At 65.9% G+C, this 25,440-nt stretch carries 28 protein-coding genes and 2 tRNA genes; 11 read left to right on the forward strand and 19 right to left on the reverse strand.

Annotated elements, in window-relative coordinates; all coding sequences use genetic code 11:
* Window positions 1-112: 112 nt before the first annotated feature.
* The 4 genes from parC to JYG37_RS14270 all read right to left on the reverse strand — a co-directional run bounded on the left by parC (window position 113) and on the right by JYG37_RS14270 (window position 7,332).
* On the reverse strand, window positions 113-2,434 hold the full coding sequence (parC, locus tag JYG37_RS14255) for a DNA topoisomerase IV subunit A (RefSeq protein ID WP_050017500.1): 2,322 nt from the start codon (window positions 2,432-2,434) through the stop codon (window positions 113-115).
* Between the two features lie 76 nt (window positions 2,435-2,510).
* On the reverse strand, window positions 2,511-4,493 hold the full coding sequence (gene parE, locus JYG37_RS14260; RefSeq protein ID WP_050017499.1) for a DNA topoisomerase IV subunit B: 1,983 nt from the start codon (window positions 4,491-4,493) through the stop codon (window positions 2,511-2,513).
* Between the two features lie 220 nt (window positions 4,494-4,713).
* Complete coding sequence (locus tag JYG37_RS14265; protein ID WP_425542612.1) at window positions 4,714-6,663, reverse strand: ATP-binding cassette domain-containing protein; 1,950 nt, start codon at window positions 6,661-6,663, stop codon at window positions 4,714-4,716.
* A gap of 264 nt (window positions 6,664-6,927) precedes the next feature.
* On the reverse strand, window positions 6,928-7,332 hold the full coding sequence (locus tag JYG37_RS14270; protein WP_213345516.1) for a DUF4399 domain-containing protein: 405 nt from the start codon (window positions 7,330-7,332) through the stop codon (window positions 6,928-6,930).
* A 199-nt stretch (window positions 7,333-7,531) separates the two neighbouring features.
* Between JYG37_RS14270 and JYG37_RS14275 the strand changes: the two genes are divergently transcribed.
* Both JYG37_RS14275 and JYG37_RS14280 read left to right on the forward strand, forming a co-directional pair.
* Window positions 7,532-7,714 (forward strand): rubredoxin, encoded by a 183-nt coding sequence (locus JYG37_RS14275; protein WP_006478164.1) that lies wholly within the window; start codon window positions 7,532-7,534, stop codon window positions 7,712-7,714.
* A gap of 148 nt (window positions 7,715-7,862) precedes the next feature.
* Window positions 7,863-7,937, forward strand: a tRNA-Arg gene (locus JYG37_RS14280).
* A 39-nt stretch (window positions 7,938-7,976) separates the two neighbouring features.
* Here the strand turns inward: JYG37_RS14280 and JYG37_RS14285 are convergent.
* The 4 genes from JYG37_RS14285 to JYG37_RS14300 form a co-directional block, all read right to left on the reverse strand.
* Window positions 7,977-8,693, reverse strand: coding sequence for an O-methyltransferase (locus JYG37_RS14285; RefSeq protein ID WP_213345518.1), 717 nt, complete (start codon window positions 8,691-8,693; stop codon window positions 7,977-7,979).
* Between the two features lie 106 nt (window positions 8,694-8,799).
* Window positions 8,800-9,096, reverse strand: a complete 297-nt coding sequence (locus JYG37_RS14290) for a 4Fe-4S binding protein (RefSeq protein ID WP_080334379.1) — start codon at window positions 9,094-9,096, stop codon at window positions 8,800-8,802.
* 2 nt (window positions 9,097-9,098) lie between these two features.
* The gene (locus tag JYG37_RS14295) at window positions 9,099-9,407 is read right to left on the reverse strand and encodes a hypothetical protein (RefSeq protein WP_050017475.1); all 309 of its coding nucleotides are present in this window, start codon (window positions 9,405-9,407) and stop codon (window positions 9,099-9,101) included.
* 12 nt (window positions 9,408-9,419) lie between these two features.
* Window positions 9,420-10,001, reverse strand: a complete 582-nt coding sequence (locus JYG37_RS14300) for an RNA polymerase sigma factor (protein ID WP_080334378.1) — start codon at window positions 9,999-10,001, stop codon at window positions 9,420-9,422.
* Between the two features lie 175 nt (window positions 10,002-10,176).
* Between JYG37_RS14300 and JYG37_RS14305 the strand changes: the two genes are divergently transcribed.
* Together JYG37_RS14305 and JYG37_RS14310 are read left to right on the forward strand one after the other, a co-directional pair.
* A tRNA-Met gene (locus JYG37_RS14305) sits at window positions 10,177-10,253 on the forward strand.
* A gap of 208 nt (window positions 10,254-10,461) precedes the next feature.
* On the forward strand, window positions 10,462-10,794 hold the full coding sequence (locus JYG37_RS14310; protein WP_050017473.1) for a hypothetical protein: 333 nt from the start codon (window positions 10,462-10,464) through the stop codon (window positions 10,792-10,794).
* Window positions 10,795-10,854: 60 nt separating this feature from the next.
* Here JYG37_RS14310 and JYG37_RS14315 read toward each other — a convergent pair whose 3' ends face one another.
* Window positions 10,855-11,595 (reverse strand): SDR family NAD(P)-dependent oxidoreductase, encoded by a 741-nt coding sequence (locus JYG37_RS14315; RefSeq protein WP_209926417.1) that lies wholly within the window; start codon window positions 11,593-11,595, stop codon window positions 10,855-10,857.
* A gap of 115 nt (window positions 11,596-11,710) precedes the next feature.
* Here JYG37_RS14315 and JYG37_RS14320 point away from each other — a divergent pair, with 115 nt between their 5' ends.
* Window positions 11,711-12,334 carry a TetR/AcrR family transcriptional regulator gene (locus JYG37_RS14320; RefSeq protein WP_050017471.1) on the forward strand — a complete coding sequence of 208 codons (624 nt, stop codon included), beginning with the start codon at window positions 11,711-11,713 and terminating at the stop codon, window positions 12,332-12,334.
* Between the two features lie 30 nt (window positions 12,335-12,364).
* On the opposite strand, the gene eco is transcribed toward JYG37_RS14320, so the two are convergent.
* Entirely contained in the window at window positions 12,365-12,865 is a 501-nt protein-coding gene (gene eco, locus JYG37_RS14325) for a serine protease inhibitor ecotin (RefSeq protein ID WP_089488719.1), read from the reverse strand.
* A 143-nt stretch (window positions 12,866-13,008) separates the two neighbouring features.
* On the opposite strand from eco, the gene JYG37_RS14330 reads away from it, so the two are divergent.
* Window positions 13,009-13,323 carry a hypothetical protein gene (locus JYG37_RS14330; protein ID WP_050017469.1) on the forward strand — a complete coding sequence of 105 codons (315 nt, stop codon included), beginning with the start codon at window positions 13,009-13,011 and terminating at the stop codon, window positions 13,321-13,323.
* A 185-nt stretch (window positions 13,324-13,508) separates the two neighbouring features.
* Here JYG37_RS14330 and JYG37_RS14335 read toward each other — a convergent pair whose 3' ends face one another.
* Window positions 13,509-13,910, reverse strand: coding sequence for a hypothetical protein (locus JYG37_RS14335; RefSeq protein ID WP_089488720.1), 402 nt, complete (start codon window positions 13,908-13,910; stop codon window positions 13,509-13,511).
* Between the two features lie 117 nt (window positions 13,911-14,027).
* Between JYG37_RS14335 and JYG37_RS14340 the strand changes: the two genes are divergently transcribed.
* Window positions 14,028-14,408, forward strand: coding sequence for a DUF5594 family protein (locus JYG37_RS14340; protein WP_050017467.1), 381 nt, complete (start codon window positions 14,028-14,030; stop codon window positions 14,406-14,408).
* Between the two features lie 182 nt (window positions 14,409-14,590).
* Window positions 14,591-15,958, forward strand: coding sequence for an MFS transporter (locus tag JYG37_RS14345; RefSeq protein ID WP_050017466.1), 1,368 nt, complete (start codon window positions 14,591-14,593; stop codon window positions 15,956-15,958).
* A gap of 30 nt (window positions 15,959-15,988) precedes the next feature.
* Here the strand turns inward: JYG37_RS14345 and JYG37_RS14350 are convergent, their stop codons facing one another.
* The 3 genes from JYG37_RS14350 to JYG37_RS34775 form a co-directional block, all read right to left on the reverse strand.
* Complete coding sequence (locus JYG37_RS14350; protein WP_089488721.1) at window positions 15,989-16,582, reverse strand: AAA family ATPase; 594 nt, start codon at window positions 16,580-16,582, stop codon at window positions 15,989-15,991.
* Complete coding sequence (otsA, locus tag JYG37_RS14355) at window positions 16,575-17,996, reverse strand: alpha,alpha-trehalose-phosphate synthase (UDP-forming) (protein ID WP_050017464.1); 1,422 nt, start codon at window positions 17,994-17,996, stop codon at window positions 16,575-16,577. Before otsA ends, JYG37_RS14350 begins: the two co-directional genes overlap by 8 nt.
* 151 nt (window positions 17,997-18,147) lie before the next feature.
* Entirely contained in the window at window positions 18,148-18,357 is a 210-nt protein-coding gene (locus JYG37_RS34775) for a hypothetical protein (RefSeq protein WP_080334377.1), read from the reverse strand.
* Window positions 18,358-18,645: 288 nt separating this feature from the next.
* Between JYG37_RS34775 and JYG37_RS14360 the strand changes: the two genes are divergently transcribed.
* Together JYG37_RS14360 and JYG37_RS14365 are read left to right on the forward strand one after the other, a co-directional pair.
* The gene (locus JYG37_RS14360) at window positions 18,646-19,197 is read left to right on the forward strand and encodes a hypothetical protein (RefSeq protein ID WP_050017463.1); all 552 of its coding nucleotides are present in this window, start codon (window positions 18,646-18,648) and stop codon (window positions 19,195-19,197) included.
* A complete protein-coding gene (locus tag JYG37_RS14365) occupies window positions 19,194-19,688 on the forward strand; it encodes a hypothetical protein (protein WP_050017462.1) in 495 nt (164 codons plus the stop codon). The genes JYG37_RS14360 and JYG37_RS14365 overlap by 4 nt, the downstream gene beginning before the upstream one ends.
* Window positions 19,689-19,757: 69 nt before the next feature.
* On the opposite strand, the gene JYG37_RS14370 is transcribed toward JYG37_RS14365, so the two are convergent.
* From JYG37_RS14370 to JYG37_RS14390, 5 genes are all read right to left on the reverse strand, one after another.
* Window positions 19,758-20,240 carry a tetratricopeptide repeat protein gene (locus JYG37_RS14370; RefSeq protein ID WP_213345520.1) on the reverse strand — a complete coding sequence of 161 codons (483 nt, stop codon included), beginning with the start codon at window positions 20,238-20,240 and terminating at the stop codon, window positions 19,758-19,760.
* 72 nt (window positions 20,241-20,312) lie between these two features.
* Window positions 20,313-20,948, reverse strand: coding sequence for a hypothetical protein (locus tag JYG37_RS14375; RefSeq protein ID WP_235356304.1), 636 nt, complete (start codon window positions 20,946-20,948; stop codon window positions 20,313-20,315).
* Between the two features lie 50 nt (window positions 20,949-20,998).
* Window positions 20,999-21,256 (reverse strand): hypothetical protein, encoded by a 258-nt coding sequence (locus tag JYG37_RS14380; RefSeq protein ID WP_213345522.1) that lies wholly within the window; start codon window positions 21,254-21,256, stop codon window positions 20,999-21,001.
* 282 nt (window positions 21,257-21,538) lie between these two features.
* On the reverse strand, window positions 21,539-22,876 hold the full coding sequence (locus JYG37_RS14385; protein WP_006755837.1) for an ABC transporter ATP-binding protein: 1,338 nt from the start codon (window positions 22,874-22,876) through the stop codon (window positions 21,539-21,541).
* A 22-nt stretch (window positions 22,877-22,898) separates the two neighbouring features.
* On the reverse strand, window positions 22,899-24,656 hold the full coding sequence (locus JYG37_RS14390; RefSeq protein WP_050012012.1) for an ABC transporter permease: 1,758 nt from the start codon (window positions 24,654-24,656) through the stop codon (window positions 22,899-22,901).
* Between the two features lie 503 nt (window positions 24,657-25,159).
* Here JYG37_RS14390 and JYG37_RS14395 point away from each other — a divergent pair.
* Complete coding sequence (locus JYG37_RS14395) at window positions 25,160-25,426, forward strand: double-stranded DNA-specific endonuclease (protein ID WP_011545926.1); 267 nt, start codon at window positions 25,160-25,162, stop codon at window positions 25,424-25,426.
* Window positions 25,427-25,440 lie beyond the last annotated feature (14 nt).

Here is a 25,440-nt window from a genome sequence, read left to right on the forward strand (position 1 = left end):
TACCCGCATTCCTGCGCCGGAAAGAAAAAGCCGCACGCCCGCCGAAGCGGACGTGCGGCCTTCGATCGCGGCCGAACCGGGCGAACCGGACGGTCCGGTCGACCGCGCGGCGTCAGCCCAGCAGCGGACGCAACTCGGTGACGACCTTGAGCTTCGTGTCCGGCGCGCGGCCCTTGCGGGCGCGCTTGCCGATGTGCGGCGCGAGCCCGGCATACGACAGCGTGTCGTCCTGCACCTTGCCGCCGCGGCCGGTGCCGATCAGCACGACGCCGGCCGGATCGATCGCCAGCGCCTGCACGAGCGTTTCCTTGTCGTCGAGCGCCATCAGGATCACGCCGCGCCCGCCGCCGGACAGCGTCTTCATCTCGTCCATCCCGAACACGAGCAAGCGCCCGCCGCTCGACAGACACGCGACCTGCGTCGCGTTCGGCAGCACCGGCATCGGCGCGAGCGGCACCGCGCCCGTATCGATCGTCATGAACGACTTGCCGGCCTTCAGGCGGCTCACCATGTCGCCGACCTTCGCGAGGAAGCCGAAGCCGTTGCTCGACGCGAGCAGCAGTTGCTGGTCGGCCGGCGCCGCGTAGTAGTGCATCAGGTGCGAGCCCGATTCGAGCTCGATCAGCGACGTGACCGGCACGCCGTCGCCGCGCCCGCCCGGCAGCACCGACACGTCGACCGAATACACGCGGCCGCTGCTGCCCCACGCGATCAGGCGATCCGGCGTGCGGCACTGGAACGCCGCGTAGAGATGGTCGCCCGCCTTGAACGTGAAGCCGGCCGGGTCGAGCCCGTGACCCTTCAGCGCGCGCACCCAGCCCTTCTGCGATACGACCACCGTCACCGGCTCGTCGACCACCTTCGCCTCGAACGTCGCGCGCTTTTCCTGCTGGATCAGCGTGCGGCGATCGTCGCCGTACTGCTTCGCGTCGGCCTCGATCTCCTTGATCATCAGCCGCTTCATCGCGCTTTCGTTCGCGAGCAGGTCCTCGAGCTTCGCCTTCTCGTCGCGCAGCGCTTCGAGTTCCTTCTCGATCTTGATCTTCTCGAGCCGCGCGAGCTGGCGCAGCCGGATTTCGAGGATGTCCTCGGCCTGCCGCTCGCTGAGGCCGAACGCGCTCATCAGCGCGGCCTTCGGCTCGTCCGACTCGCGGATGATGCGGATCACGTCGTCGATGTTCAGGAAGACGATCATCCGCCCTTCGAGGATGTGGATGCGGTCGTCGACCTTCGCGAGACGATGGCGACACCGGCGCGTCATCGTCAGCTGGCGGAACTTCACCCATTCGTCGAGGATCGTCAGCAGGCCCTTCTGGCCCGGCCGGCCGTCGGCGCCGATCATCACGAGGTTCAGCGTCGCGTTCGATTCGAGGCTCGTGTACGCGAGCAGCGTGTTCACGAATTCCGTCTGGTCGATCGTGCGCGACTTCGGCTCGAACACGAGCCGCACCGCCGCTTCCTTGCCCGACTCGTCGCGCACCGCGTCGAGCAGGTCGAGCATCGCCTTCTTCGTGTTGAGTTGTTCGGGCGTGAGCGTCTTCTTGCCGAGCTTGAGCTTCGGGTTGGTCAGCTCCTCGATTTCCTCGAGCACCTTCTGGCCCGACGTGCTCGGCGGCAGCTCGGTGACGACGAGTTGCCACTGGCCGCGCGCGAGATCCTCGATCTTCCAGCGCGCGCGCACCTTCAGGCTGCCGCGGCCGGTTTCATAGGCCGCCGCGATCTCGGTGTCGCTCGAGATGATCTGGCCGCCGCCCGGGAAATCCGGGCCGGGGATCAGGTTCATCAGCTCCGCGTGCGTGAGCTTCGGATTGCGGATCAACGCGACCGCCGCGGCCGCGACTTCGCGCAGGTTGTGCGACGGGATTTCGGTGGCGAGGCCGACCGCGATGCCCGACGCGCCGTTCAGCAGCACGAACGGCATGCGGCTCGGCAGCGTCTTCGGCTCCTCGAACGAGCCGTCGTAGTTCGGCATGAAGTCGACCGTGCCCTGGTCGATCTCGTCGAGCAGCAGCTTCGCGATCGGCGTGAGCCGCGCTTCCGTGTAACGCATCGCCGCCGCGCCGTCGCCGTCGCGCGAACCGAAGTTGCCCTGCCCGTCGATCAGCGGGTAGCGCAGCGAGAAATCCTGCGCGAGACGCACGAGCGCGTCGTACGCCGACTGGTCGCCGTGCGGGTGGTATTTACCGAGCACGTCGCCGACCACGCGCGCCGACTTCACCGGCTTCGCGTCGGGGCCGAGGCCCATTTCGTTCATCGCGAACAGGATCCGGCGCTGCACCGGCTTCTGGCCGTCGCACACGTCGGGCAGCGCGCGGCTCTTCACGACGCTGACCGCGTAGCTGAGATACGCCTGCTCCGCGTAGTTGCCGAGCGTCAGCGCGTCGCTCTCGGGCGCGTCGGGGCTGGCAAAGAGATCGGAAGTATTGTCGTCCATCTGAATTCCGTATTCGTAAGTGGCGTGAGGCCGGGCCGGGCGTCATGCCCGGCCGCGCGGAAGCTCCGCTTAACGCTTAAATATCCGCTTCGACGTCGTTGCCCTTTTCCTCGAGCCAGCCGCGCCGCGCGGCTGCCTCGCCCTTGCCCATCAGCATCGTCATCCGGGCGACGGTCGCCTCGTAGTCGAGCTCGCCGAGCTTCACCGGCATCAGGCGGCGCGTGTCGGGATTCATCGTCGTGTCCCACAACTGCTCGGCGCTCATTTCGCCGAGGCCCTTGAAGCGGCTGATGCTCCACTGCGTGTCGCGCACGCCGTCCTTGCGCAGCTTGTCGAGGATCGCTTCGAGCTCGCCGTCGTCGAGCGCATAGAGCTTCTGCGCGGGCTTCTTGCCGCGCGCCGGCGCGTCGACGCGGAACAGCGGCGGGCGCGCGACGTACACGTGGCCGCGCTCGATCAGTTGCGGGAAATGCTTGAAGAACAGCGTGAGCAGCAGCACCTGGATGTGCGAGCCGTCGACGTCCGCGTCCGACAGGATGCAGATCTTGCCGTAGCGCAGGTTCGACACGTCGACGGTATCGTCCGGGCTGTGCGGATCGACGCCGATCGCGACCGAGATGTCGTGCACCTCGTTGTTCGCGAAGAGACGATCGCGCTCGGTTTCCCATGTGTTCAGCACCTTGCCGCGCAGCGGCAGGATCGCCTGGTATTCCTTGTCGCGGCCCATCTTCGCGGAGCCGCCCGCCGAGTCGCCCTCGACGAGGAACAGTTCGTTGCGCGCGATGTCTTCCGTCTCGCAATCGGTCAGCTTGCCCGGCAGCACCGCGACGCCCGAGCTCTTGCGCTTCTCGACCTTCTGGCCGGCGCGCGTACGCGCCTGCGCCTGCTTGATCACGAGTTCGGCGAGCTTCTTGCCGTGCTCGACGTGCTGGTTCAGCCACAGTTCGAGCGCCGGACGCGAGAACGACGACACGAGCTTCACCGCGTCGCGGCTGTTCAGCCGTTCCTTGATCTGCCCCTGGAACTGCGGATCGAGCACCTTCGCGGACAGCACGAACGACACGCGCGCGAACACGTCTTCCGCGAGCAGCTTCACGCCCTTCGGCTGCAGGTTGTGCAGTTCGACGAAGCTCTTCACCGCCTGGTAGAGACCGTCGCGCAGGCCCGACTCGTGCGTGCCGCCGGCCGGCGTGGGGATCAGGTTCACGTACGACTCGCGCACGAGCGAGCCTTCCTCGCTCCATGCGACGACCCACGATGCGCCCTCGCCTTCGGCGAAGGTTTCGTCGGTCGAACGCGCATCGGCGAAACGCTCGCCTTCGAACAGCGGGATCAGCAGCTCGCTGCCGTTCATTTCGTCGAGCAGGTAGCCGCGCAGGCCGTCTTCATACTTCCACGTCTGGCGCTCGCCGGTCTTTTCGTTGACGAGCACGACCTCGACGCCCGGCAGCAGCACGGCCTTCGAGCGCAGCAGGCGCTGCAACTCGCCGAGCGGCAGGTTCGGCGAATCGAAGTATTTCGGATTCGGCCACACCTGCACGCGCGTGCCGGATTTCTTCTCGCCGCGGCCCGCGCCTTGCGTGGACAGCGGCTTCACGACGTCGCCGTCGGCGAAGCCGAGTTCGGCGATCTTGCCGTCGCGCCATACCGTCACGTCGAGACGCGTCGCCAGCGCGTTCGTCACCGACACGCCGACCCCGTGCAGGCCGCCCGAGAACGTATACGCGCCGCCCGCGGCCTTGTCGAACTTGCCGCCCGCGTGCAGGCGCGTGAACACGATCTCGACGACCGGTACGCCCTCTTCGGGGTGCATGCCGAACGGGATGCCGCGGCCGTCGTCTTCGACGGAGACCGACTGGTCGGCGTGCAGCGTGACCGTGATCTGCTTGCCGTAGCCGCCGAGCGCCTCGTCGGACGCGTTGTCGATGACTTCCTGGATGATGTGCAGCGGATTCTCGGTACGGGTATACATGCCGGGCCGCTGCTTGACCGGCTCGAGACCCTTGAGCACCTTGATCGATGCTTCGCTATAGGCCGCGCTGGGTTTCTTCGTTGACATAGGCGCTGAATTTCGTCATTCATCGGGACGTTGTCCACACCTCGTGTGGATAACGTCGTGGACAAAACGTTGAGTTCCGTAAAAAAGCGAATCGAAACAACGGTGTGCTTGGACTGCTCCGAAAGCGGGCGCGCGGCGTGTGCGGCGCGACCCTGGACGCGCGGTATTTTACTGGTTCCGCGTGGCGCGCCAATCGCGGGATCGGCGCGCACCGCGCGCGTCACACCGGCTTGCGCTTCGCCTCGAGCGTTTCCCACCGTTCGAGCGCGGCGAGCAGTTCGTCGTCGATCGCCGCGAACCGCTCGGTCAGGCGCGTGCCTTCCTGCGGATCCTTCGCGAAAATCGCGCCGTCCTCGAGCTGCGCATTGATCGTCTTCTGCTCCGCTTCGAGCGCGGCGATCTTCTCCGGCAGCGAATCGAGCTCGCGCTGCTCGTTGAACGACAGCTTCACCGTGCGCTGCGCGTTGCGGCCGGCCGCGCTCTTCGCCGGTTCGTCCTTCGCGGGCGCCGCCTCCTTGACCGCGCGCTTCGCCGCTTCCTGCTGCGCGAGCTGCTCCGAGCGCTCGCTCTGGATCTGCCAGTCGGTGAAGCCGCCGACGTATTCGCGCCACTTGCCGTCGCCCTCGGCCGCGATCACCGACGTCACGACGTTGTCGAGGAACGCGCGATCGTGGCTGACCAGCAGCACCGTGCCGTCGTAGTCGGCCAGCAGTTCTTCGAGGAGTTCGAGCGTCGGGATGTCGAGGTCGTTGGTCGGTTCGTCGAGCACCAGCACGTTGGCCGGGCGCGCGAACAGGCGCGCGAGCAGCAGCCGGTTACGCTCGCCGCCCGACAGCGACTTCACCGGCGAACGCGCGCGTTCCGGCGCGAACAGGAAATCGCCGAGATAGCTCATCACGTGCTTGCGCACGCCGCCGATCTCGACCCATTCGCTGCCGGGGCTGATCGTGTCGGCCAGGCTCTTCTCCTGGTCGAGCTGCGCGCGCATCTGGTCGAAATACGCGACCTGCAGGTTCGTACCGGTGCGCACCGTGCCTTCGTCGGGCTTCAGGTCGCCGAGAATCAGCTTCAGCAACGTCGTCTTGCCGGCGCCGTTCGGGCCGACGAAGCCGATCTTGTCGCCGCGCATGACCGTCGTCGAGAAGCGGTCGACCACCGTGCGGCCGCCGTAGCGCTTCGTCACGTCGGTCAGCTCCGCGACGATCTTGCCGGACTTTTCGCCCTGCGCGACGTCGAGCTTCACGTTGCCCTGCGCATTGCGGCGCTCCGCGCGCTCGTTGCGCATCTGCACGAGCCGCGCGATGCGACCGACGCTGCGCGTGCGGCGCGCCTCGACGCCCTTGCGGATCCACACTTCTTCCTGCGCGAGCAGCTTGTCGAACTTCTCGTTCTCCACGCGCTCGACTTCGAGCTGCTGCGCCTTGCGCGTCTGGTACGCGGAGAAATTGCCCGGGTACGACAGCAGCCGGCCGCGATCGAGCTCGACGATGCGCGTCGCGACGCGATCGAGAAACGCGCGATCGTGGGTGATGAACAGCAGGCCCGCGCGCTGCGCGACGAGCAGCTCCTCGAGCCAGCGGATGCCGTCGAAGTCTAGGTGGTTGGTCGGTTCGTCGAGCAGCAGCACGTCGGGCTGCAGCACCAGTGCGCGCGCCAGCGCGACGCGCTTCTGCATCCCGCCCGACAGCGCGTCGACGCTCGCGTCGCCGTCCGTCAGGCCGATTTGCGCGAGCGTCATCGACACGCGCGTACGCCAGCTCCACGCGTCGTGCGCGTCCAGCGACGACTGCAGCGCGTTCATCCGCGCGAGCAGCGCATCGTGCTCGGCGCCCTCCGGTATCTCCGCGAGGCGGTGCGCGATCGAATCGTATTCTTCGAGCAATTCGCGCGTATGCCCGAGCCCCGACGCGACCGCGTCGAACACCGTCGCGCCTGGCTCGAATTCGGGCTCCTGCGGCACGTAGACGGTCACGAGCTCCTGCTGGCGCGTGACCAGCCCGTCGTCGGGCTTCGCGAGATCGGCGACGATCTTCAGCAGCGACGACTTGCCCGCGCCGTTGCGGCCGATCAGGCCGACCCGCTCGCCGGCTTCCAGCGAGAAATCCGCGTGATCGAGCAACGCGACGTGACCGAACGCGAGCTGCGCGCCGGTAATGGAATAGAGCGACATGGGGAGACGGCGAAGAGAGAAATCGGAAGCGCCCATTGTACCGGGCGCGGAGGCCGGCATCGGCTCGGCTGGATGGACGAGTGCCGCGGGGCGTTTCCGATGGGCGCCGACGCGGTATCGTGGGCGGTGTGGCCGACCTCCGGTTTTCGGATGCCGGCTACGGTTTGCGTGCCCGCATGAGCACGCGGATGCGGGCCGGATGCCAGGGGCCGGCCGATCGGCAGATCCCCCGCGGCGCATCGCGCGCCAGCGCGGGATGCACGGTTATTTCACGTTGATCGTGATCGTCGAGCTCAGTTCGGGACCGTACGAACGGTGCGCGCCGTCACCGAATTGCAGCGTCAGCGTGTGCTGGCCGGGCGGCAGCTTCACGTCGGTCTCGGTCTGGGCCTTGCCGAAATGCAGCGAACGTTCGCTCGCCGGGATCACGTCGCCTTTCGGAATCGGCCGGCCGTCGATCAGCAGGTGATGGTGACCGGTATCCGGCGTCATGTCGCCGGCCGGCTTCAGCGCCATGCCTTCGAGACCGAACTTCACATGCACCGGATTCGACACCGTCGCACCGTCGCTCGGCGCTTCGAAATACACGCGCGCCTCGGCCCGCGCGATCGTCGACACGGCCATCGCCGCGACGCATACCGCACCTGCGATCCACTTTCTGTTCAGCATCGCATTCTCCTTATGATTGGACAGCCTCGGAAGCATACACCGCACGAACAGCGGGCGTGTTTCAGTTGCGTTGTTCGCGATGCGTACGTTTAAAACGACGTTGCGCTGGCGTTCGACGAAATTCCGGTAACATTGCGCCTTTCGTCCGCCAGCGAGGCTGCGGACGGCATCGCCGAATTTTCTTTATCCCGAGCGCAACATGAGCGAAGTAACCGAATACCAGAGCTGGGTCTGCCTGATTTGCGGGTGGGTCTACAACGAAGCGGAAGGGCTGCCCGACGAAGGCATTCCGGCCGGCACGCGTTTCGCCGACATTCCCGCGGACTGGCGCTGCCCGCTGTGCGACGTGGGCAAGGAAGATTTCGTCGTCGTCGATTTCTGAGTTTCTGTTTCGGTCGCGGGTGATCTCGCGATACGCGCGTCGCGGGTGCATTCCGCCCCGCCGACGCGCCGCGCGTTTGCTATACTCTGCGCGCTGTCCACACCGCCGTCCGGCTCGCGGTTTTTCGCGCGATTGCCCGGATATGGCTCTCCCCGTAGTTCAATGGATAGAACAAGCGCCTCCTAAGCGCTAGATACAGGTTCGATTCCTGTCGGGGGGACCAATCATGCTCTGTGCCCCTCAGATTCACAAGAACTCCCCCTCAAGCAACAACAACCGTAAACTCCACCCCCGACTCAAAATCCAGCGTCGTGGTCGAAAACCGCGGATCCGCGTCGAGGTAGTGCTTGTACGGTCGAACGGCGTCCTCGGCCGTGTACATGTTGTCGGCCAGTACAACCGCCCCCGGCCGTAGCAAGCGCTCGATCTGCTTGAACAGATTCAGATAGGCGTCGGCCCATACGTCGATAAACACCATGTCGACGGCACCGTCCAATTCGGCAACCGTCTCGAATACATCGCCCTCGCGCAAGTCGACATAGTCGTCCAGGCCCGCTGCTTCGACGTGAGCCCGCAAACGCGTGCACTTGAGCGCATCGCCTTCGGTCGCGATGACGACGCCACGGCCGAACGTACGCAGCGCGTCGGCGAAATACAAAGTCGACACGCCGCAGGAACTGCCGAGTTCGAGGATTCTGGTCGGCCGTTGCGCCAGCACCATGTTGCGCAGGAACCTTCCCGTTTCCGCCGACACGGCCAACGATAAAGCACTGCCTCCCGAGGACTCGAAATCTTCGGTGAACAGGCCGAACGTTTCGAGAAAACGCCCACGCAGCCTCGGCGCGAGTGCTTCGTATTCGTCGACGAGCGTCGGAAACGCCTCGTTCGGCCCCTGGAACTGCGCGCGTGCGCGGGCGATGATTTCGCTCTGGCTCTCTTCATGAAGCCGTTGCAAAAGAGCGTTGGTGGTAGAAACCAAGTGCGTTCCTTGATGAGTTTGATCACGTAGACGGCGTATCCGGCAGCAGCCATCTGCCATCAGGCCTGCTGCTGCGCCGCTCCATCATCGGCAAGCACGAGCGACGCTATGCCCTTCGAGCAAGCGTGATCGCGCGTTCGGGACATGCCGTCACGCAAAGCCCGCATGATCTGCACGCGTCCGCATTCGGCGTGTATGCGACTTTCATCCCATGCACGCGCAGCTTCAACCGATGCATCAAACCAAGATCGAGATAATCGGCCTGATCGATGCGATGGATCTCGAACACGTCTTCAGGGCAAACGGTCACGCAATCCCCCTTCCCTTCGCAACGTTTCAGATTGACGACCGGCGCAATCACGCCCGCCTTCTGCTTGCAGTCGACTGTTGATTTCTCGCGCATGTTCACTCCTCGGTAGGCCGCTTGCCGCGCGATCGCCATGCGGCCCGGAATTGCTCGCGTTCTTCGGGCGTCATGGCTTCCCACTTCCGCCAGTGACGCCGGCCGTGCCAGCCGCGGTGTCCGCGGAATCCGCCGAACAGGATGCGGCTCAATACGAGCAAGCCCAGCGCATGGGCGAAATCAATCGTCCGGGCACCGACGAATAACCCCGGCATCACCGAGTTCCACAGCATCATGACGACCCACCCGAGCACGCCGATGGCGACCACCACGAGCAGCGCCTTGCCCGCACATCTGATTCGAAAATTCATCCGTCGACTCCTCTAGATATCCAGTTCGTCATAAATCGGTTGCAGTCGCGCACGCAGATGCAGAACCGCATATCGTTTGCGCGCGAGCAGCGTATTGAGCGTGACGCCGCTTTCCGCGGCCATCTCCTTGAAGGACCGCCCTTCCAGTTCGTGCGCGATAAAAACCTCGCGTTGATTCGCCGGCAGTTCGTCGAGCGCATCCTGCAACGCCTTGAGCAACAGCGTGCGAGCGTAGAGCGCTTCAGGACCAGCATCGTGCGACGGTAGCGCGAGATCCAGGCGATACTCGCTGTCCGCGTCGTCGTCGGCATCGAGCAGATCGGCCAGCGGCTGCTCCTTCCTCTTGCGAAAACGATCGATGATGCGATTACGCGCGGTACGGAACAGCCACGCGCTCGCCTGTTCGATTGGCGCCGGAAGCCGATAAGCCTGCACGAATTCGTGAAGCACATCCTGCAGAACGTCCTCGGCATCGTCCGGGTCGCGAATCCGACGCCGAATGAAATTCCCTAGCCTCGTTCGTTCACGCATCACTGTCGCGGTGATGTCGCGGTCTGGGTCGGTCATCGTTTGCGAAGTGGGTGGCGGTTCCATGCGTCTGAAGACGTTTCAGGCGCGCGAATATTGTGGCGAATGTGGAAAATTTCCGGCTATACGCGTCGGCTTCACTGCGTTGCAGTGGCTTCAAGGAACAGGCCCGATATGGCACCGGGACTGCCGCCGCACGAATCGATTGACTCTAAGCCTCAACCCGAAGTACACTTCGCGCCGCGGGGTGGAGCAGTCTGGCAGCTCGTCGGGCTCATAACCCGAAGGTCGTAGGTTCAAATCCTACCCCCGCAACCAAATGCCGAAGCCCGCTTTGCGAAAGCAAGCGGGCTTTTTGCTGTCTGGGGGATATTGCCGCGCATGCGGCGCAGCACACGAAGATGGGTAGTCGACCGTTCACCGTGACGTGCGACACGCGATCGCACCTCGTCCATTCTCCGAGGACATGCAGCGAACATTGCGTAGAATTCCGAACCTTCTTCGGTTCAGCACACGGACTTCTCGAATGATTCGAACGATCGCGGCGCTCGCCGCGCTTTCAGCGATAACCGCCACGGCCAACGCCGCCGACACCGGCACGGCGCCTGCCAAGCAACGCTACGTCAGCCCGGGCATCGCCAACGTCACTGCCTCGGCAGCCCCTCGCCCGGAAAGCACCTCTCCCGACGCGCGGTGCCGGGAACTGGCCGCCGGCATCGATGCGCTCACGCACTCGCCCGACCGCGGCCACCGAGTCGTGCGCGGCATGGGCCCGGACGGCAAGCCGCGCAACGAACTGCACGCGTACGACAAACGGGCCGACCTGGAAGCCGAGCACGTGCGCCTCGGCTGCCAATAACGAACCACGACGAACAACGAGCGCGCCGTTACCCGGCCTACTCACGCCGGGCATCGGTCTTTACGCGTTCGCGCCGCCGTCGATCGTCAACCCGGTCCCATTGATCGACCGCCCTTCCGGCCCGACGACGAACGCCACGAGCGCAGCCACGTCGTCGGCCTTGCCGTACTGCTGAATCGCCATCCGCGAACGTTGCGCATCGGCATGCTCGCCATCGGCGGGGTTCATATCGGTATCGGTGGAACCCGGATGCACGATGTTGACCGTGATGCCGCGCGAGCCGAGATCGCGCGCGAGCCCCTGCGTCCAGCCGATGAGTGCGGCCTTGCTCGCCGCATAGAGGCTCATCCCCGCATCGGGCACGCGTGTCGCGAGGCAACTGCCGGTCGACACGATGCGCCCGCCTTCCCCGAGATGCCGCGCCGCCGCCTGCGACGCGACGATCACCGCGCGCACGTTCACGTTCAGCGTCGCGTCGATATCGTCGAGCGTGAGGTCGTCCAGCGCGCCGGCCCGGAAAATCCCCGCGTTGTTGACGAGAATGTCCAGGCCGCCGAACGCTTCCGCGGCACGATCGACCGCGTTGCGCACGGCCACCGGATCCGCGCTGTCGGCCTGGATCGCGATGGCGCGACGGCCCAACGCCTCGATGCCGGCGACGACGGCCTGCGCCCGCTCGGCCGATTTTTCATACGTGATCGCCACGTCCGCGCCGTCAGCCGCCAGCCGTTTCGCGATCGCCGCGCCGATGCCGCGGCTGCCGCCCGTGATGAGTGCACGCTTGCCCTGAAGTCGATTCATGTCGGTTCCTTTCCTCATTTATGTAACAACCGACACAGAATGTGGGAAGTTGCGCCGCACAGTCAATTGATTTATTTTATCGATCGATACAGATATCGACGAAGGAACGGACGCAATGGCTGAACGAGGCCGACCGAGAAGCTTCGACAAGGAAGCGGCGCTGGATCGCGCGATGGAGGTGTTCTGGCGTCTCGGCTACGAAGGCGCGTCGATGACGGACCTGACGGCCGCGATGGGCATCGCGTCGCCGAGCCTGTATGCGGCCTTCGGCAGCAAGGAAGCGTTGTTCCGGCAAGCGCTCGAGCATTACCGCGCAACCGAGGGGCGAGAAATCTGGGGCGGTGTCGAACGGGCGGCCAGCGCGCGCGACGCCGTGCAGAGTTACCTGATGGATACCGCACGCGTGTTCACGCGGCGCTCGAAGCCGGCCGGCTGCCTGATCGTGCTGTCGGCGCTGCATCCGGCCGAACGTTCCGATATGGTCCGGCAAACGTTGATCGCGATGCGCGAGGGCACGGTCGACGCGCTGCGGGAACGCCTCGTGCAAGGCGTCGCGGCAGGCGAAATATCAACGCACGCGAACCTCGACGCGATCGCGCGCTACTACGTGACGGTTCAGCAGGGCATGTCGATCCAGGCGCGCGACGGCGCGAGCCGCCGCGATCTGGAGGCCGTCGCACAGGCCGCGCTGGCCGCATGGCCGGCGCTCGTCGGCACGAGCAGCGCGGCCGGTGTATAGGTAGCGGCAGGACACCGCCGAAAGGAAAGATTACTGCTTCGCCGCTTGCTGCACGTCTTTCGACGCATGCCACACGCGATAGCGCACGTCGAAACCGTCCGGTACATAGACGACGAGCGGCAGGCGGCTGTTGTAGCGCAGCAGTTGACCGTCACTGCGCACTTGCACGAACCGTTGCTGCGGCGCCTGGCCCGGGCACGCCATCAGTGTCGACGCCGGCCCCTTCACGTCGGTGAGCCGGTAGTACGTATAGCCCCAGCCCTTCACGTCCTCGGCAGTCAGCTCGCCGCCGAACCACTGCTGGTTGCAGTCGGTCTGCAGCGTCTTGCCGATCATCAGCTCGACGCGCGCGTCGCCCTCGTTCTCGAGCGCGGGCAGCGCGATCACGACGCGCTGCTGGCCGGTCGCCGCCTGCGGAAACATCTTGATCGACTCGGCCGACACGGCGGGCGCGGAAGCCGGCGCGGCCGCGCATGCGGCGGCGGTTGTCACGCAGAAGGCGGCCAGCGCGGCCCGGATCGCGAATTTCATTGATGTGCTCCTGAAAAACAAATGAGCCCCCGATGCTAACACTTTCGTCACACGACCTTACGAGGCTGTAATTTGGCGACACAATTGCAAACAGCCGGCAATCCCCGGGCGCGGTACTTATAGCGGAACCAACGGAGAACATCATGCTGAAGCTCATTGCTGCCGCCGGCGTCGCCACCCTGCTGGCCGGCTGCGTCGTCGCCCCGGACGCCGGATACGGCTACGGGCAGCCTTACTATTCCGATCCCGGCTATGCGTACGCGCCGTCCCCCGTGTACGGCACGGTCAATATCTGGGGCGGTGGCGGCGGACGCGACTGGGATCGCGGCCGCCGCGACTACCATCGCTGGGACGGCGATCGCGGCGATCGCGGCAACCGCGGCAACGGCTGGGGCCGCGGCGGCGGACACCGCGGCGACTGGAACGAAGGCGGCGGTGGCGGCGGTCATCGCCACTGACGCGCAATTGCAACCGTTTGTATCCGCGCACGGCGCGCCGAAGGCCGGCGGCGCATCGCTCCGGCCAACGAACCGGCCGCACAAAAAGACAAAGGCCCTCGCATCGAGCGAGGGCCTTTCGTCGTCCGGCCCGGCGAAGCGAGCATCGACGGGTAACGGCCAACCGGCCCGAAACCCGCGCGCGCTCACCAGCCGGCAGGCCGCGCGTAGCCGCCCTGCACCGGCGCCCCGCACACGTACGCGCGCTGGTAACGGTCGTAGCAATAGTTCGGGCCGTCGTCCTGGTACTGCACCTGCTGATAGGTCGGGTAGGCAGGCTGCTGGTACGCGGGCGCCTGGTAGTACGTCGGCGGCTGATAGGCCGGCGCCTGGTACGCGGGCGCCTGATACGCGACGGGCGGATTCATCGCGGACGTCACGATCGCGCCGAGCACCGCGCCGCCGATCAATGCGCCGATGACGGCGCCGCCATCGCGGCCGTGCGCGGACGCCGGGCCCGCGACCGCGAGCGAACCGGCAAGGACACACACTGCGGCAATCTTTTTCATGATGGACTCCCACGCGAAGTGGTACTGGATGCGATGCATTGTGGCGGGACGCGGCCGTAATAGATGCAGCAAGTGGTAACGCGCGATTACCGGTATCGCTCGCGCCGAAACGCGTCGTCGCCGTGCTACGATTTTCGGCAGACAGGAGACGCCTTCATGCAGCCCGAAACCGCCCGCCGTTTCGATACCGAATTCGCACCGCGCATCGCGCAGGCGATCGCCGCATTCTTCGCCGATCACGTTCAGACCGACGTCGTCCCCTATGGCGGGCACGGGCACCCGACGCGCGTGCAGATCCGCAGCGCGCCGCACGAGCACGTGAGCGGCTTCGTGTATCCGCTGAACCTGGAACTGACCTGGGACACCGACGAAATCGAGCGGCTGATGGAGCCGGACGGCCCGCAGCGCTTCGAGCACTATCTCGCCGCGTTGCCGAAAAAGCTGAGCGCATGGCAAAGCGCACGCGACATCGATCTCGCGTCGCGCACGCAGGCCGACCCGCTCGTGCGGCTCGGCGGCCTCGACTTCGAAGGCTGAATGCGCGCGCCAGCAGACCCCCGCGCGACCTGGCGTCGCGCGATGCGGCCCGGTGATACACTCGACCGGCCCCGTTCCGGCGCAGCCGCGCCGGCCGGGCCGTTCATCGCCGCCGCCCCTGCACATGGTTGCGCACGCAACCGGCTCGCGGGCGCGCGGACAACCACGCTCTCGCTCCCGTCATGAACGCCGATACCGGCCTGCCGCTTCCGCAACGCTACTGGGCGATCGTCTGCGTCGCCCTGGGCATCACGCTCGCCGTGCTCGACGGCGCCATCGCGAACGTCGCATTGCCGACCATCGCGCGCGACCTGCACGCGTCCGACGCCGCGTCGATCTGGATCGTCAACGCGTACCAGCTCGCGGTCACGATCACGCTGCTGCCGCTCGCGTCGCTCGGCGAACGCATCGGCTATCGCCGCGTCTACATCGCCGGCCTCGCGTTGTTCACCGCGGCATCGCTGGGCTGCGCGCTCGCCGGCTCGCTGCCGATGCTGGCGGTGATGCGCGTGATCCAGGGGTTCGGCGCGGCCGGCATCATGAGCGTCAACGCGGCGCTCGTGCGAATGATCTACCCGTCGTCGATGCTGGGGCGCGGGCTGTCGCTCAACGCGATGGTGGTCGCGCTGTCGTCGGCGATCGGGCCGACGGTCGCGTCCGCGATCCTGTCGTTCGCGTCGTGGCCGTGGCTGTTCGCGGTCAACGTGCCGATCGGCATCGCGGCCGTGCTCGGCAGCGTGCGCGCGCTGCCGGCCAACCCGCTGCACGACGCGCCGTACGACTTCGCGAGCGCGCTGATGAACGCCTGCGTGTTCGGCCTCTTGATCACGGCCGTCGACGGGCTCGGTCACGGCGAAAGTCATGCGTACGTCGCGGCCGAACTGGCCGTCGCATTCGTGGTCGGCTACTTCTTCGTGAAGCGCCAGTTGTCGCAGCCGGCGCCGCTGCTGCCGGTCGACCTGATGCGCATCCCGATGTTCGCGCTGTCGGTCTACACGTCGACGGCGTCGTTCACGTCGCAGATGCTCGCGTTCGTCGCGCTGCCGTTCTGGCTGCAGAATTCACTCGGTTTCTCGCAGGTCGAGACGGGCCTCTACATGACGCCGTGGCCGCTCGTGATCGTGTTCGCCGCGCCGCTCGCGGGCGTGTTGTCGGACCGCTATTCGGCCGGCATCCTCGGCGGGATCGGGCTGGCGCTGTTCGCCGCCGGCTTGCTGTCGCTCGCGACGATCGGCGCGCACCCGGGCACGGTCGACATCGTGTGGCGGATGGCGCTGTGCGGCGCGGGCTTCGGGCTGTTCCAGTCGCCGAACAACCGCGCGATGCTGTCGTCGGCGCCGCGCGAGCGCAGCGGCGGCGCCGGCGGCATGCTGAGCACCGCGCGCCTGACCGGTCAGACGCTCGGCGCCGCGCTGGTCGCGCTGATTTTCGGGCTCGCGCCCGACCGCGGACCGACGATCGCACTCTATGTCGCCACGGTGTTCGCGGCGGTGGCCGCGGTCGTCAGCCTGCTGCGCATCGCGTCGCCGCGGCCGGACACGGCGGCCTGACACCGTCGTGCGCCGCACCCGCGTCGGGCGTCATGCGGCGTCGAGCGCGTCCATCACGAAGCGCACGCGCGCCTTCACGCTCACGCGCGGCAACTCGATCAACCGATAGCCGTACGACGTATAGCACTCGACCATCGCGTCATGGGTGCGCACCGCTTCCGCGAAATCCTGCCGACGCTCGGCGTCCTGCGCATAGATGTCGGGCCAAGGCGGCGCGATGAACACGCGCCGGTGATAGCGGAAACGCCGCGCCGCGGCTTCCGCGTGCGCGGGTACCGCCAATCCGGTCAGCTTCAGATAGCCGATCACGTCCGGCACGCCGCGGTCGAAGAACACCGGCCCGCGCGCCTGCCGCGCGAGATGGTAGGACCGCATCTCCCAGCCCAGCATCAACTCGGCGAACGCTGCCGGGTCGCGCCACGGCAGTGCTGGACCGTCGACGGCCATCTGGTCGCGGATCACGCCGCGTCCGGCTTCCTGCGAGCGTGCGAACCCGGCGCGCTCGAGCGCATCGAGCAACGTGCTCTTGCCCGAACCGGGGCCGCCCGTCACGACGAAGAAACGGCCGGCCGTATCGCCTGCCGTTTCTTCGTCGCTGCCGGCGCCCGGCGCGCACTCACGCATGCGCAACCCGCCGGCCCGCGCGCTGCGTGACCGACGCCGCCGCGGCGACACTGCGCAAGTCGGCGACGAACGTGTCGCGCCACACCGACAGGTCGTTCTCGCGCAACCGCGCGAGATTCTCCTCGTGACGCGCCTGCCGCTCCGCGAGCGGCATCGATAGCGCACGTTCGAGCGCCTCGGCCATCTGCGACAGGTCGTACGGATTGACGAGCAGCGCGCCGGTCAGCTCGGCTGCCGCGCCCGCGAACTCCGACAGCACGAGCACGCCCGGATCGGCCGGATCCTGCGACGCGACGTATTCCTTCGCGACGAGATTCATCCCGTCGCGCAACGGCGTCACGTAGCCGACCTGCGACATCCGGAAGAACGCCATCAGCAGGTTGCGCTCGTACTTCCGGTTCAGGTACTGGATCGGCGTCCAGTCGAGTTGCGAGAAGCGGCCGTTGATGCGGCCGGCCTCGCCTTCGAGCGTTTCGCGGATGTGCTGGTAGGTCTGCACGTCGGAACGCGTCGGCGGCGCGATCTGCAGCAGCGACACGCGCCCCTGCCAGCCCGGCGCATTCGCGAGCATCCGTTCGAACGACTGGAAGCGCTCGACGAGCCCCTTCGAGTAATCGAGGCGGTCGACGCTCATCACCAGCTTGCGGTCGCCGAGCGCCTCGCGCAGCATCTTCACCGGCTTGCGCGTGCCGTACTGGACGGCCGCCTGCGCGATCGCGTCGGGATGCACGCCGATCGGATAGGCCGCGACCTTCACGACGCGGCCGTGCGCGTGCAGCATCCCGTCCTCGCTCGCCGCGCCGATGCCGCGCCGCTCGATGTAGTCGGTGAACGCCTGTTTGTCGGCGTCGGTCTGGAAGCCCGCGACGTCGTACGCGCACATGAACTTCACAAGTTCCTCGTGCGGCGGCACGAGGCGCAGCATGTCGGGCGACGGAAACGGGATGTGCAGGAAGAAGCCGATCGGGTTCTTCACGCCGAGCTCGCGCAGGCAGTGCGCGAACGGCAGCAGGTGGTAGTCGTGCACCCAGATCAGGTCGTCCGGACGCAGCAGCGCGGCGAGCTGCTTCGCGAGCATCGCGTTCACGCGCAGATAACCGGCGTACTCCTGCCGATCGAAGCGCGCGAGATCGCCGCGGTAATGGAACACCGGCCACAGCGTCGCGTTCGAGAAGCCGCGGTAGTACTGGTCGTAGTCGCGCCGGGTCAGCCCGACCGTCGCATACGTCACGTTGCCGTCCCGCTGGATCGCGGGCTCGGCATCCGGCGCCCCGACGATCTCGCCGTTCCAGCCGAACCAGACGCCGCCCGTTTCCTTCAGCGCGTCCATCACGCCGACGGCCAGGCCGCCCGCGCTTGGGCGCGTGTCCTCGCCGGCGGCGACACGATTCGATACCACGATCAATCTGCTCATGCGACTTCCCCTCCTCGATTCGATTGGCTGGCGCGCGACGCACGCCAAAGCAGGCGCGGCGGCCCGAAGGCGGCCGCGCGGCGACTCAGTTCCGAGAATTGCAATGAAATACGGCGATGGAATGCGGCGATGGAATGCGGCGACGACCGTATCAAGCGTCCTGCTCCTGACCGAGGTCGCGTTGATAGTCGAGCCCTTCCGGGCGAGCACCGCCCTGGTTGTGATCGCCGTCCGACGGTGTCTCGTCCGGCGCGCCCGCAGGCGGTGCCGAAGGCGCGTCGGTCCGCGGACGCGGCGGCACTTCCGGATGGTCGGCCGCCGCGACGGGGGGCCGGGGTGACAACCGTTTCGAACGGCGCATGGCTGGGTGTCTCATATGCGGCGCGGCTCGAGGCCGTCGTAGAAACATTCCATAGCAAAATAGTCTAGGTCGCTTGATCGCATCCGAAGGTAACAATTACCTTCAATTTGTAACGTTTCGACCCCTCGCCGATCATCTATCCGACAATAACGCCGCCCGCGCGCACGCGGCGCGCCGCACGGCGATTTGTCAAAGCTTTGCAGTTTTCCTATGACAATTGCGAAACAATGACGCGGCATCAGGGCGTGCACGCGCCGCCGCTCACCCAGACAGGACTTGCACTCAGGGATGAACATTCGTTTCGAATCGCCGCGCCGGGCCACGCCGGCGCGCGTCGTGCTGGCCGTGATCGCCACGGCCGCACTGCTGTCCGGCTGCAATTCGCTGTACAGCGAAGGCGCGACGGCCGGCGCCGGTATCGCGGGCGCCGCGATCGCCTCCAAGGTCACCAACAATGCCGCCGTCGCGACGGGCATCGGCCTCGGCGCCGTCGCCGGCGCGCGCGCCGGCGTCCAGTACTCGCAACGCGTCGCGCACCGCTACACGCAGGAGCAGATCGCGAAGGCGGCCGGGCCGCTCGACGTCGGCGGTGTCGCGCCGTGGTCGACGCACCATTCGTTCCCGATCGAGGACGACGAGCAGGGCCGCGTGACGGTCAGCCGGATGATCAGCGTCGGTCCGCTCGACTGCAAGGAAATCGTGTTCGCGGTCGATACGCCGGCGAAGGCCGACAAGGCCGCGCAATCGGCGTTCTACGTCGCCACGATCTGCCGCGACGGGCCCGTGTGGAAATGGGCATCGGCGGAACCGGCGACCGAACGCTGGGGCGCGCTGCAATGAGCGTCGCGATCCGTATCGCGGCGATCGGCGCGCTGTGCGCGGCGACGGTCGCGCTGTCGGGCTGCGGGTCGGTCGGCGCCGCCAGCGGCGCGCTGGCCGGCGCGGCAACGGGCCTCGTCACCGCGAACCCGGCGGTCGGCGTCGGCGTCGGCATTGCCGTGCAGGCCGCGACCGACGAAGCCGTCAACCGCACGATGAAGCAACTCCATCAGAATCAGCAGGACGCGATCGCAAAGACGGCCGGCAGTCTCGCCGTCGGCGAAGTGAAGCCGTGGAAGGTGAAGAACACGCTGCCGCTCGAAAACGGCGAAGGCGAAGTGCGCGTCACGCGCGCGTACTCGTCGGCGCTCGCGCTGTGCAAGGAATTCGCGTTCTCGGTGAAGGACGGCGACAAGGCCGACTGGTATTTCGCGAATGCGTGCCAGCAAGGCACGCACTGGAAATGGGCGTCGGCGGAGCCGGCCGTTGATCGGTGGGGGAATTTGCAGTAATCGCGCGATGCGCCGCGCGTCATCGTGCGCGGCGCCCGTGGCGCTCTGCGTGCTCGCGACCTGCCGTGGTTACAGACGCGCGCGAAGCTGCGCCACCCTTTCCTTGATCTTCGCGGACAGCGCATCGTCCGGGTTGTAAGTCAGGCATCGCTCGAGATCGGCGATCGACGCATTGATATCGCCCAGCGTCTCGTATGCCCTGGCGCGATTGAAATAGACGAAAGGCTGGTCGGGATTGAGCTTCAGCGCCTTGTCGAAGTAATCGAGCGACTTCTGGTAGGCACCGCCTTCGAGGTAAATCGTCGCGAGCGTGCAATACGCCGATGGGTCCGTGTACCCCAGCTCGATGGCCCGGTTCAGATCGTTCAGCGCGAGATCCGTCTTCTTGATCATCGCGAAGGTCGTGCCGCGATCCGCATACGTCGCTGCGTTTTCCGGCGCCACTTTCAGGATGTCGCCGTACAGTCCAAGCGCATCCTCGATGCGCCCCTGCGACACGAATCCGCGTGCCCGCATGCGCATCGGTGAAAAATCGGGATTCTTATCGGTCATTCAACTTAACCATAGAAAATTTCGTGCGAACCTGGGTATACCGACCATCCAACATGCTTATCCGCCGGGCGATCAAATCGATGCGCCCGTACGTTGATTAAACGCGGCCCGCATGACGTCTGGGCTGATCATCTCCATGCGGCTCAACTCGGCAAGGACCGCCGCGAGAATGGCATCGACCCCAGGATCCACAGCTCTCATCTGCTTCAACAAAGAAGGCTGGAAGGCCTCATCCTCATTAATGCCCGACTCCCCGGTCTGGCGCCGCGCACGATACAGCACGCCGACCCAATAGCGAATGCGCTCGAGTGGACTCCACCCAGCATAAGTACTTGGAAACTTCGCTTTTTCGATTGCTTGCCGAACGACGGTCTCGACTTCAGCAAGAAACCGCATGAAGAACATCTGCTCCCCAACTGCAAGCTTCGACGACGTAATTGGATCGTATGCCGTATAGGTCTCATAGCGAACGTCGGTATGGACCCCAAGTCTATTGCCTACTTTGACTCGGATCCCGTCCCGCAGAACAATCTCCCGCTCCGCAGGAAATCGCGCTTCACGCTCGCTGCGTGACAGAAAACGCCCCAATTTTGACGAATACTCGACCTCATGCTGACTGCCGATTTTCGAGTCGGAATACCAAACGACGATCGTTTGAGACTCTGCATTCTCGAACGCCTTCAAAAAAATGGCCTCGGGAATCAACACTCTCAATGCTGAAGGTAGCGAGGAGTAAGGTAGTCTGTCCCGCTTCAACATCACAATTGCTCCAAAATAACTCGTCCGAATTCATCCACCCCTACCACCTCAAACTTCACACCTGGAGGTATCACCGTTTCTGATGAATAAACCGGCTTCTCGATCAGACCGTGGTAATTTACTCCGAACGCAAGATCCGAAATATCTTTCGCCTTATCTGTATAAATAACAACATTCCGGTCGCCAACTATCGATTGATCGATCCCCGATATCTGTTGCTGACGGGCGGGCGCGCTCGCGCGCCGATTGAAGCACACCGCACCGATCCGGCATTAAACGCGTGTTGAAGGGGGAGGACGGCGGCGAAAGTGAACGAAGCGTGGGCGCCGAAGCGTGAAACCGGGCGCGACATCCTCGGCGAACGCCATCCGCGGCGCTTCCGGCAGGAGCACGATCCGCCAGGCGGGTGTCCATGGGGACCGGCGCCCATTGCGAACGCCAGGGCGGGCCACGGGCCCTTGGCCCGCAGCGGCCGAATCAACCCGCTTGGGGGCATCCGGGCGACTCCAGCGGAACGTGCAGGAATCGCCCTGTCAACATCAGGACTCGACGTCCTCGAGGCTGAAGATCTCGGTCTGGTCGTTGTACGAGAAGATCTCGCCGTAACGGCCCCAGTCGATCACCGCGTCGAGCGTTTCCTCGGCCGCGCCGTCCGACAGGAAATCCTCGAGCTCCTGCTCGAAGCGCACGCGCGGCGCGCGATGGCCCGGGCGCTCGTTCAGCACCTTCTTGATCCGCGCGGCGAGCGGCACGTGCTTCAGCAGGTGATCCGCGAACATCAGCTTGCGCTCCTGCGTGCCGAATTCCGCGAACACGCGCCCCGGCGGCGTCAGGAACACGTCGCCTTCGCGCACGTCCGCGAAGCCGAGGTACTGCAGCACTTCCGCGATCGGGAACAGGTCGTCGACTTCCAGATGCAGCGTGCGTGCGATTTCCGGCATGTCCGCGCGGCCGTGGTACGGCGCCATCGCGAGCGTCTCGATCAGGCCGGCCATCAGGTTGGTCGACACCTGCGGCAGCCAGCTGCCGAGCTCGAGCCCCTTCTTCGTCGCCTCGCCGGTCTGCCGCGCGGTCATCTTCGCGTAGATGTCGTCGACGAGCTTGCGGAACGCCGGGTCCAGACGATTGCGCGGGTGCTTGAACGGCACCTTGATCTCGGCGATCACGCGGCCGGGGTTCGACGACAGCACGAGGATCCGGTCGCACATGAACACCGCTTCCTCGATGTTGTGCGTGACGATCAGCACCGACTTGATCGGCATGCGGCCCTGCGTCCACAGGTCCAGCAAATCGGTACGCAGCGTCTCGGCCGTCAGCACGTCGAGCGCGGAGAACGGCTCGTCCATCAGCAGAATGGTCGGATCGACGACGAGCGCGCGCGCGAAACCGACGCGCTGGCGCATCCCGCCCGACAGCTCGCGCGGATACGCGTTCTCGAAGCCGTCGAGACCGATCAGGTCGATCGCGGCGAGCGCACGCTCGCGCCGCTCGCGCGCGCCGACGCCGAGCGCTTCCAGCCCGGCCTCCACGTTCTGCAGCACGGTGAGCCACGGGAACAGCGCGAAGGTCTGGAACACCATCGCGACGCCTTCGGCCGGGCCGCGCAGCGGCTTGCCGAGATAGGTCACTTCGCCGCCGGTCGGCTCGATCAGCCCGGCGATGATCCGCAGCAGCGTCGACTTGCCCGAGCCCGAGCGGCCGAGCAGGCCGACGATCTCGCCTTCGCGCAGCGACAGGTTCGCGTCGTCGAGCACGAGCAGCTCGCCCTGCGTCTTGTTGAAGCCGCGGCAGACATGATCGACGCGCAGGATTTCTTCACCGAGGCGCGGCGGCTGGGACGTCTGGACGGGGGCGTTTACAGCATTCGGATTGTGCATCGCGTTTCGCTCTCAATCGGTCTCAGTCGAGCCGCAGCTTCGCTTCGGCGAAGGCATACAGCGGGCGCCACAGCAGGCGGTTGAACAGGGTGACGAACAGGGACATCACGGCGATGCCCAGGATGATCTTCGGGAAATCGCCGGCGGCGGTGGTCCGCGCGATGTAGGCGCCGAGGCCATGCGCCTCGATCCGGGTGCTGCCCCACTGCACGGCTTCCGACACGATGCTCGCGTTCCACGCGCCGCCCGAGGCGGTGATCGCGCCGGTCACGTAGTACGGGAAGATGCCGGGCAGGATCGCCTGACGCCACCACTGCCAGCCGCGGATGCGGAAGTTGGTCGCCGCTTCGCGATAGTCGTTCGGGTAGGACGTCGCGCCGGCGATCACGTTGAACAGGATATACCACTGCGTACCGAGCACGATCAGCGGCGACAGCCAGATGTCCGCATTCAGGTGGAAACGCGCGATCACGATCACGAACACCGGGAACAGCAGGTTCGCGGGGAACGCGGCGAGGAACTGCGCGAGCGGCTGCAGCTTCTCGGCCAGCTTCGGACGCAGCCCGACCCACACGCCGATCGGCACCCAGATCAGCGACGCGATCGAGATCAGCACGACCACGCGCAGCAGCGTGATGAGCCCGAGCACGAGCACGTGGCCGACTTCGGCCATCGTCACGCCGGTCGCGACGAAGCTGACGACGCGCCACACGATATAGGCCGTGCCGAGCAGCACGAGCCCCGCCCACGCGATGTCGACCGTGCGCGACGCCTTCTTCTCGACGCGCGGCAGCGTAAAGCGCATCGCGCCCGACAGCGGCAGGCGCAGCGGGATCCGCGCGGCCTTCGCGAAGAACCAGCCGGCCGGCACGAGCAGCTGATGGATCAGCCGCGTGCGGCGCACGAGGTCGAGCAGCCACGATTGCGGCGCATCGCCCGACGCGGTGTTTTCCATCCGGAACTTGTCGGCCCACGCGATGAGCGGGCGGAACAGGAACTGGTCATACGCGAGGATCACGACCGTCATCGTCAGGATCACCCAGCCGATCGCGCCGAAATTCTTGTCCGCGATCGCCTGCGCGAGATACGCGCCGATGCCCGGCAGCGTGATCGTCTGGTTGCCGACGGTGATCGCCTCCGACGCGACGACGAAGAACCAGCCGCCCGACATCGACATCATCATGTTCCAGATCAGGCCCGGCATCGAGAACGGCACCTCGAGCTTCCAGAAGCGCTGCCAGGACGTCAGGTGGAAGCCGCGCGACACCTCGTCCAGGTCGCGCGGCACCGTGCGCAGCGACTGGTAGAAGCTGAACGTCATGTTCCACGCCTGGCTCGTGAAGATCGCGAAGATCGCGGCCAGCTCGGCGCCGAGCACGCGGCTCGGGAACAGCGCGAGGAAGAACGTGACCGTAAACGAGATGAAGCCGAGCACCGGCACCGACTGCAGGATGTCGAGGATCGGGATCAGCACCATGCCCGCGCGGCGGCTCTTGGCCGCGAGCGTGCCGTAGACGAGCGTAAACGCCAGCGACGCGACCATCGCGGCGAGCATCCGCAGCGTGGTGCGCAGTGCATATTCGGGCAGGTTCGACGGATCGAGCGAGATCTTCTGCGTCTGCAGCACGCCGATCGGCGCCAGCGTTTCGTGAAAGCCGACCACCGCCATCGCGATCAGGCAGATGATCAGCGGAAAGGCGATGAAGTCCCACCGGTTCGGCAACACGCGCCACGCGGATGCGTTGGCGGTCCGGTTCGGATTGAAGAATCCGACGTTCATCAGGCGCCCTCCCCGGTAAGGCCGATCGAAGCCGGCAGTCGATGTTGATTCATGGCAAAGCGCACGGGCGCGGTAATTCGATTGACTGGCGATCTCGCGCACGCGGCGCGCCGTGCGTGCATGCGCTGCCGCGGCCGGTCGAGCCGGGCCGCGACGGCACGACACTACACCAACCTGTATTTCAGGTACAACCGTCCGGGGACGGCGCAGGCAACGCATGGATCGTGCCCGGCGCGTGGACGGATGGCGGGCGCGCGGTACGGAACAGCCTGGCCGCAGTCCGGCGGCCGGCACGCAGGCCCGAATTATGCCGTGATCCGGCCCGGCCGTGAACCCGCCCCCCGCACGCGGGCACAAACCGTGTCCGGGATCAGCAGCCGGATACGGCGAAGCAGGTATGATCGGGGCTAGCCCCCGGGGTCCGGTTCGGCCGTGTCGCCGCAACACGCACGCGCGCCGTGTCGACCGGCCCCGGGGATCGACCGACGAGCGGGAGGAAGGGAATGGCAGGAAACTTGGTGATCGTCTGTCGCGATCAGGATGCCGACGCGTTCTATGAACTCATGCAGGAGTACGGGTCGTTCCAGACGCGGCTGTCGTCCACGGCGTGGTACCTGAACATGAACGTCGTGCCGGAATCGCTGCAGGAGGAAATCCTGGAGCGCCTCGGCCGGTATACGACCGTCTATATCTTCGAGGCCACCACGGTGACCTACAACACGATCGACAGCAACGCGGCCGAGACGCTCGGCACGCTGTTCGGCGAATGACGCCGCGCGGCGCC

The sequence above is a fragment of the Burkholderia sp. LAS2 genome (assembly GCF_018417615.1).
Taxonomy (GTDB): Bacteria; Pseudomonadota; Gammaproteobacteria; order Burkholderiales; family Burkholderiaceae; genus Burkholderia; species Burkholderia sola.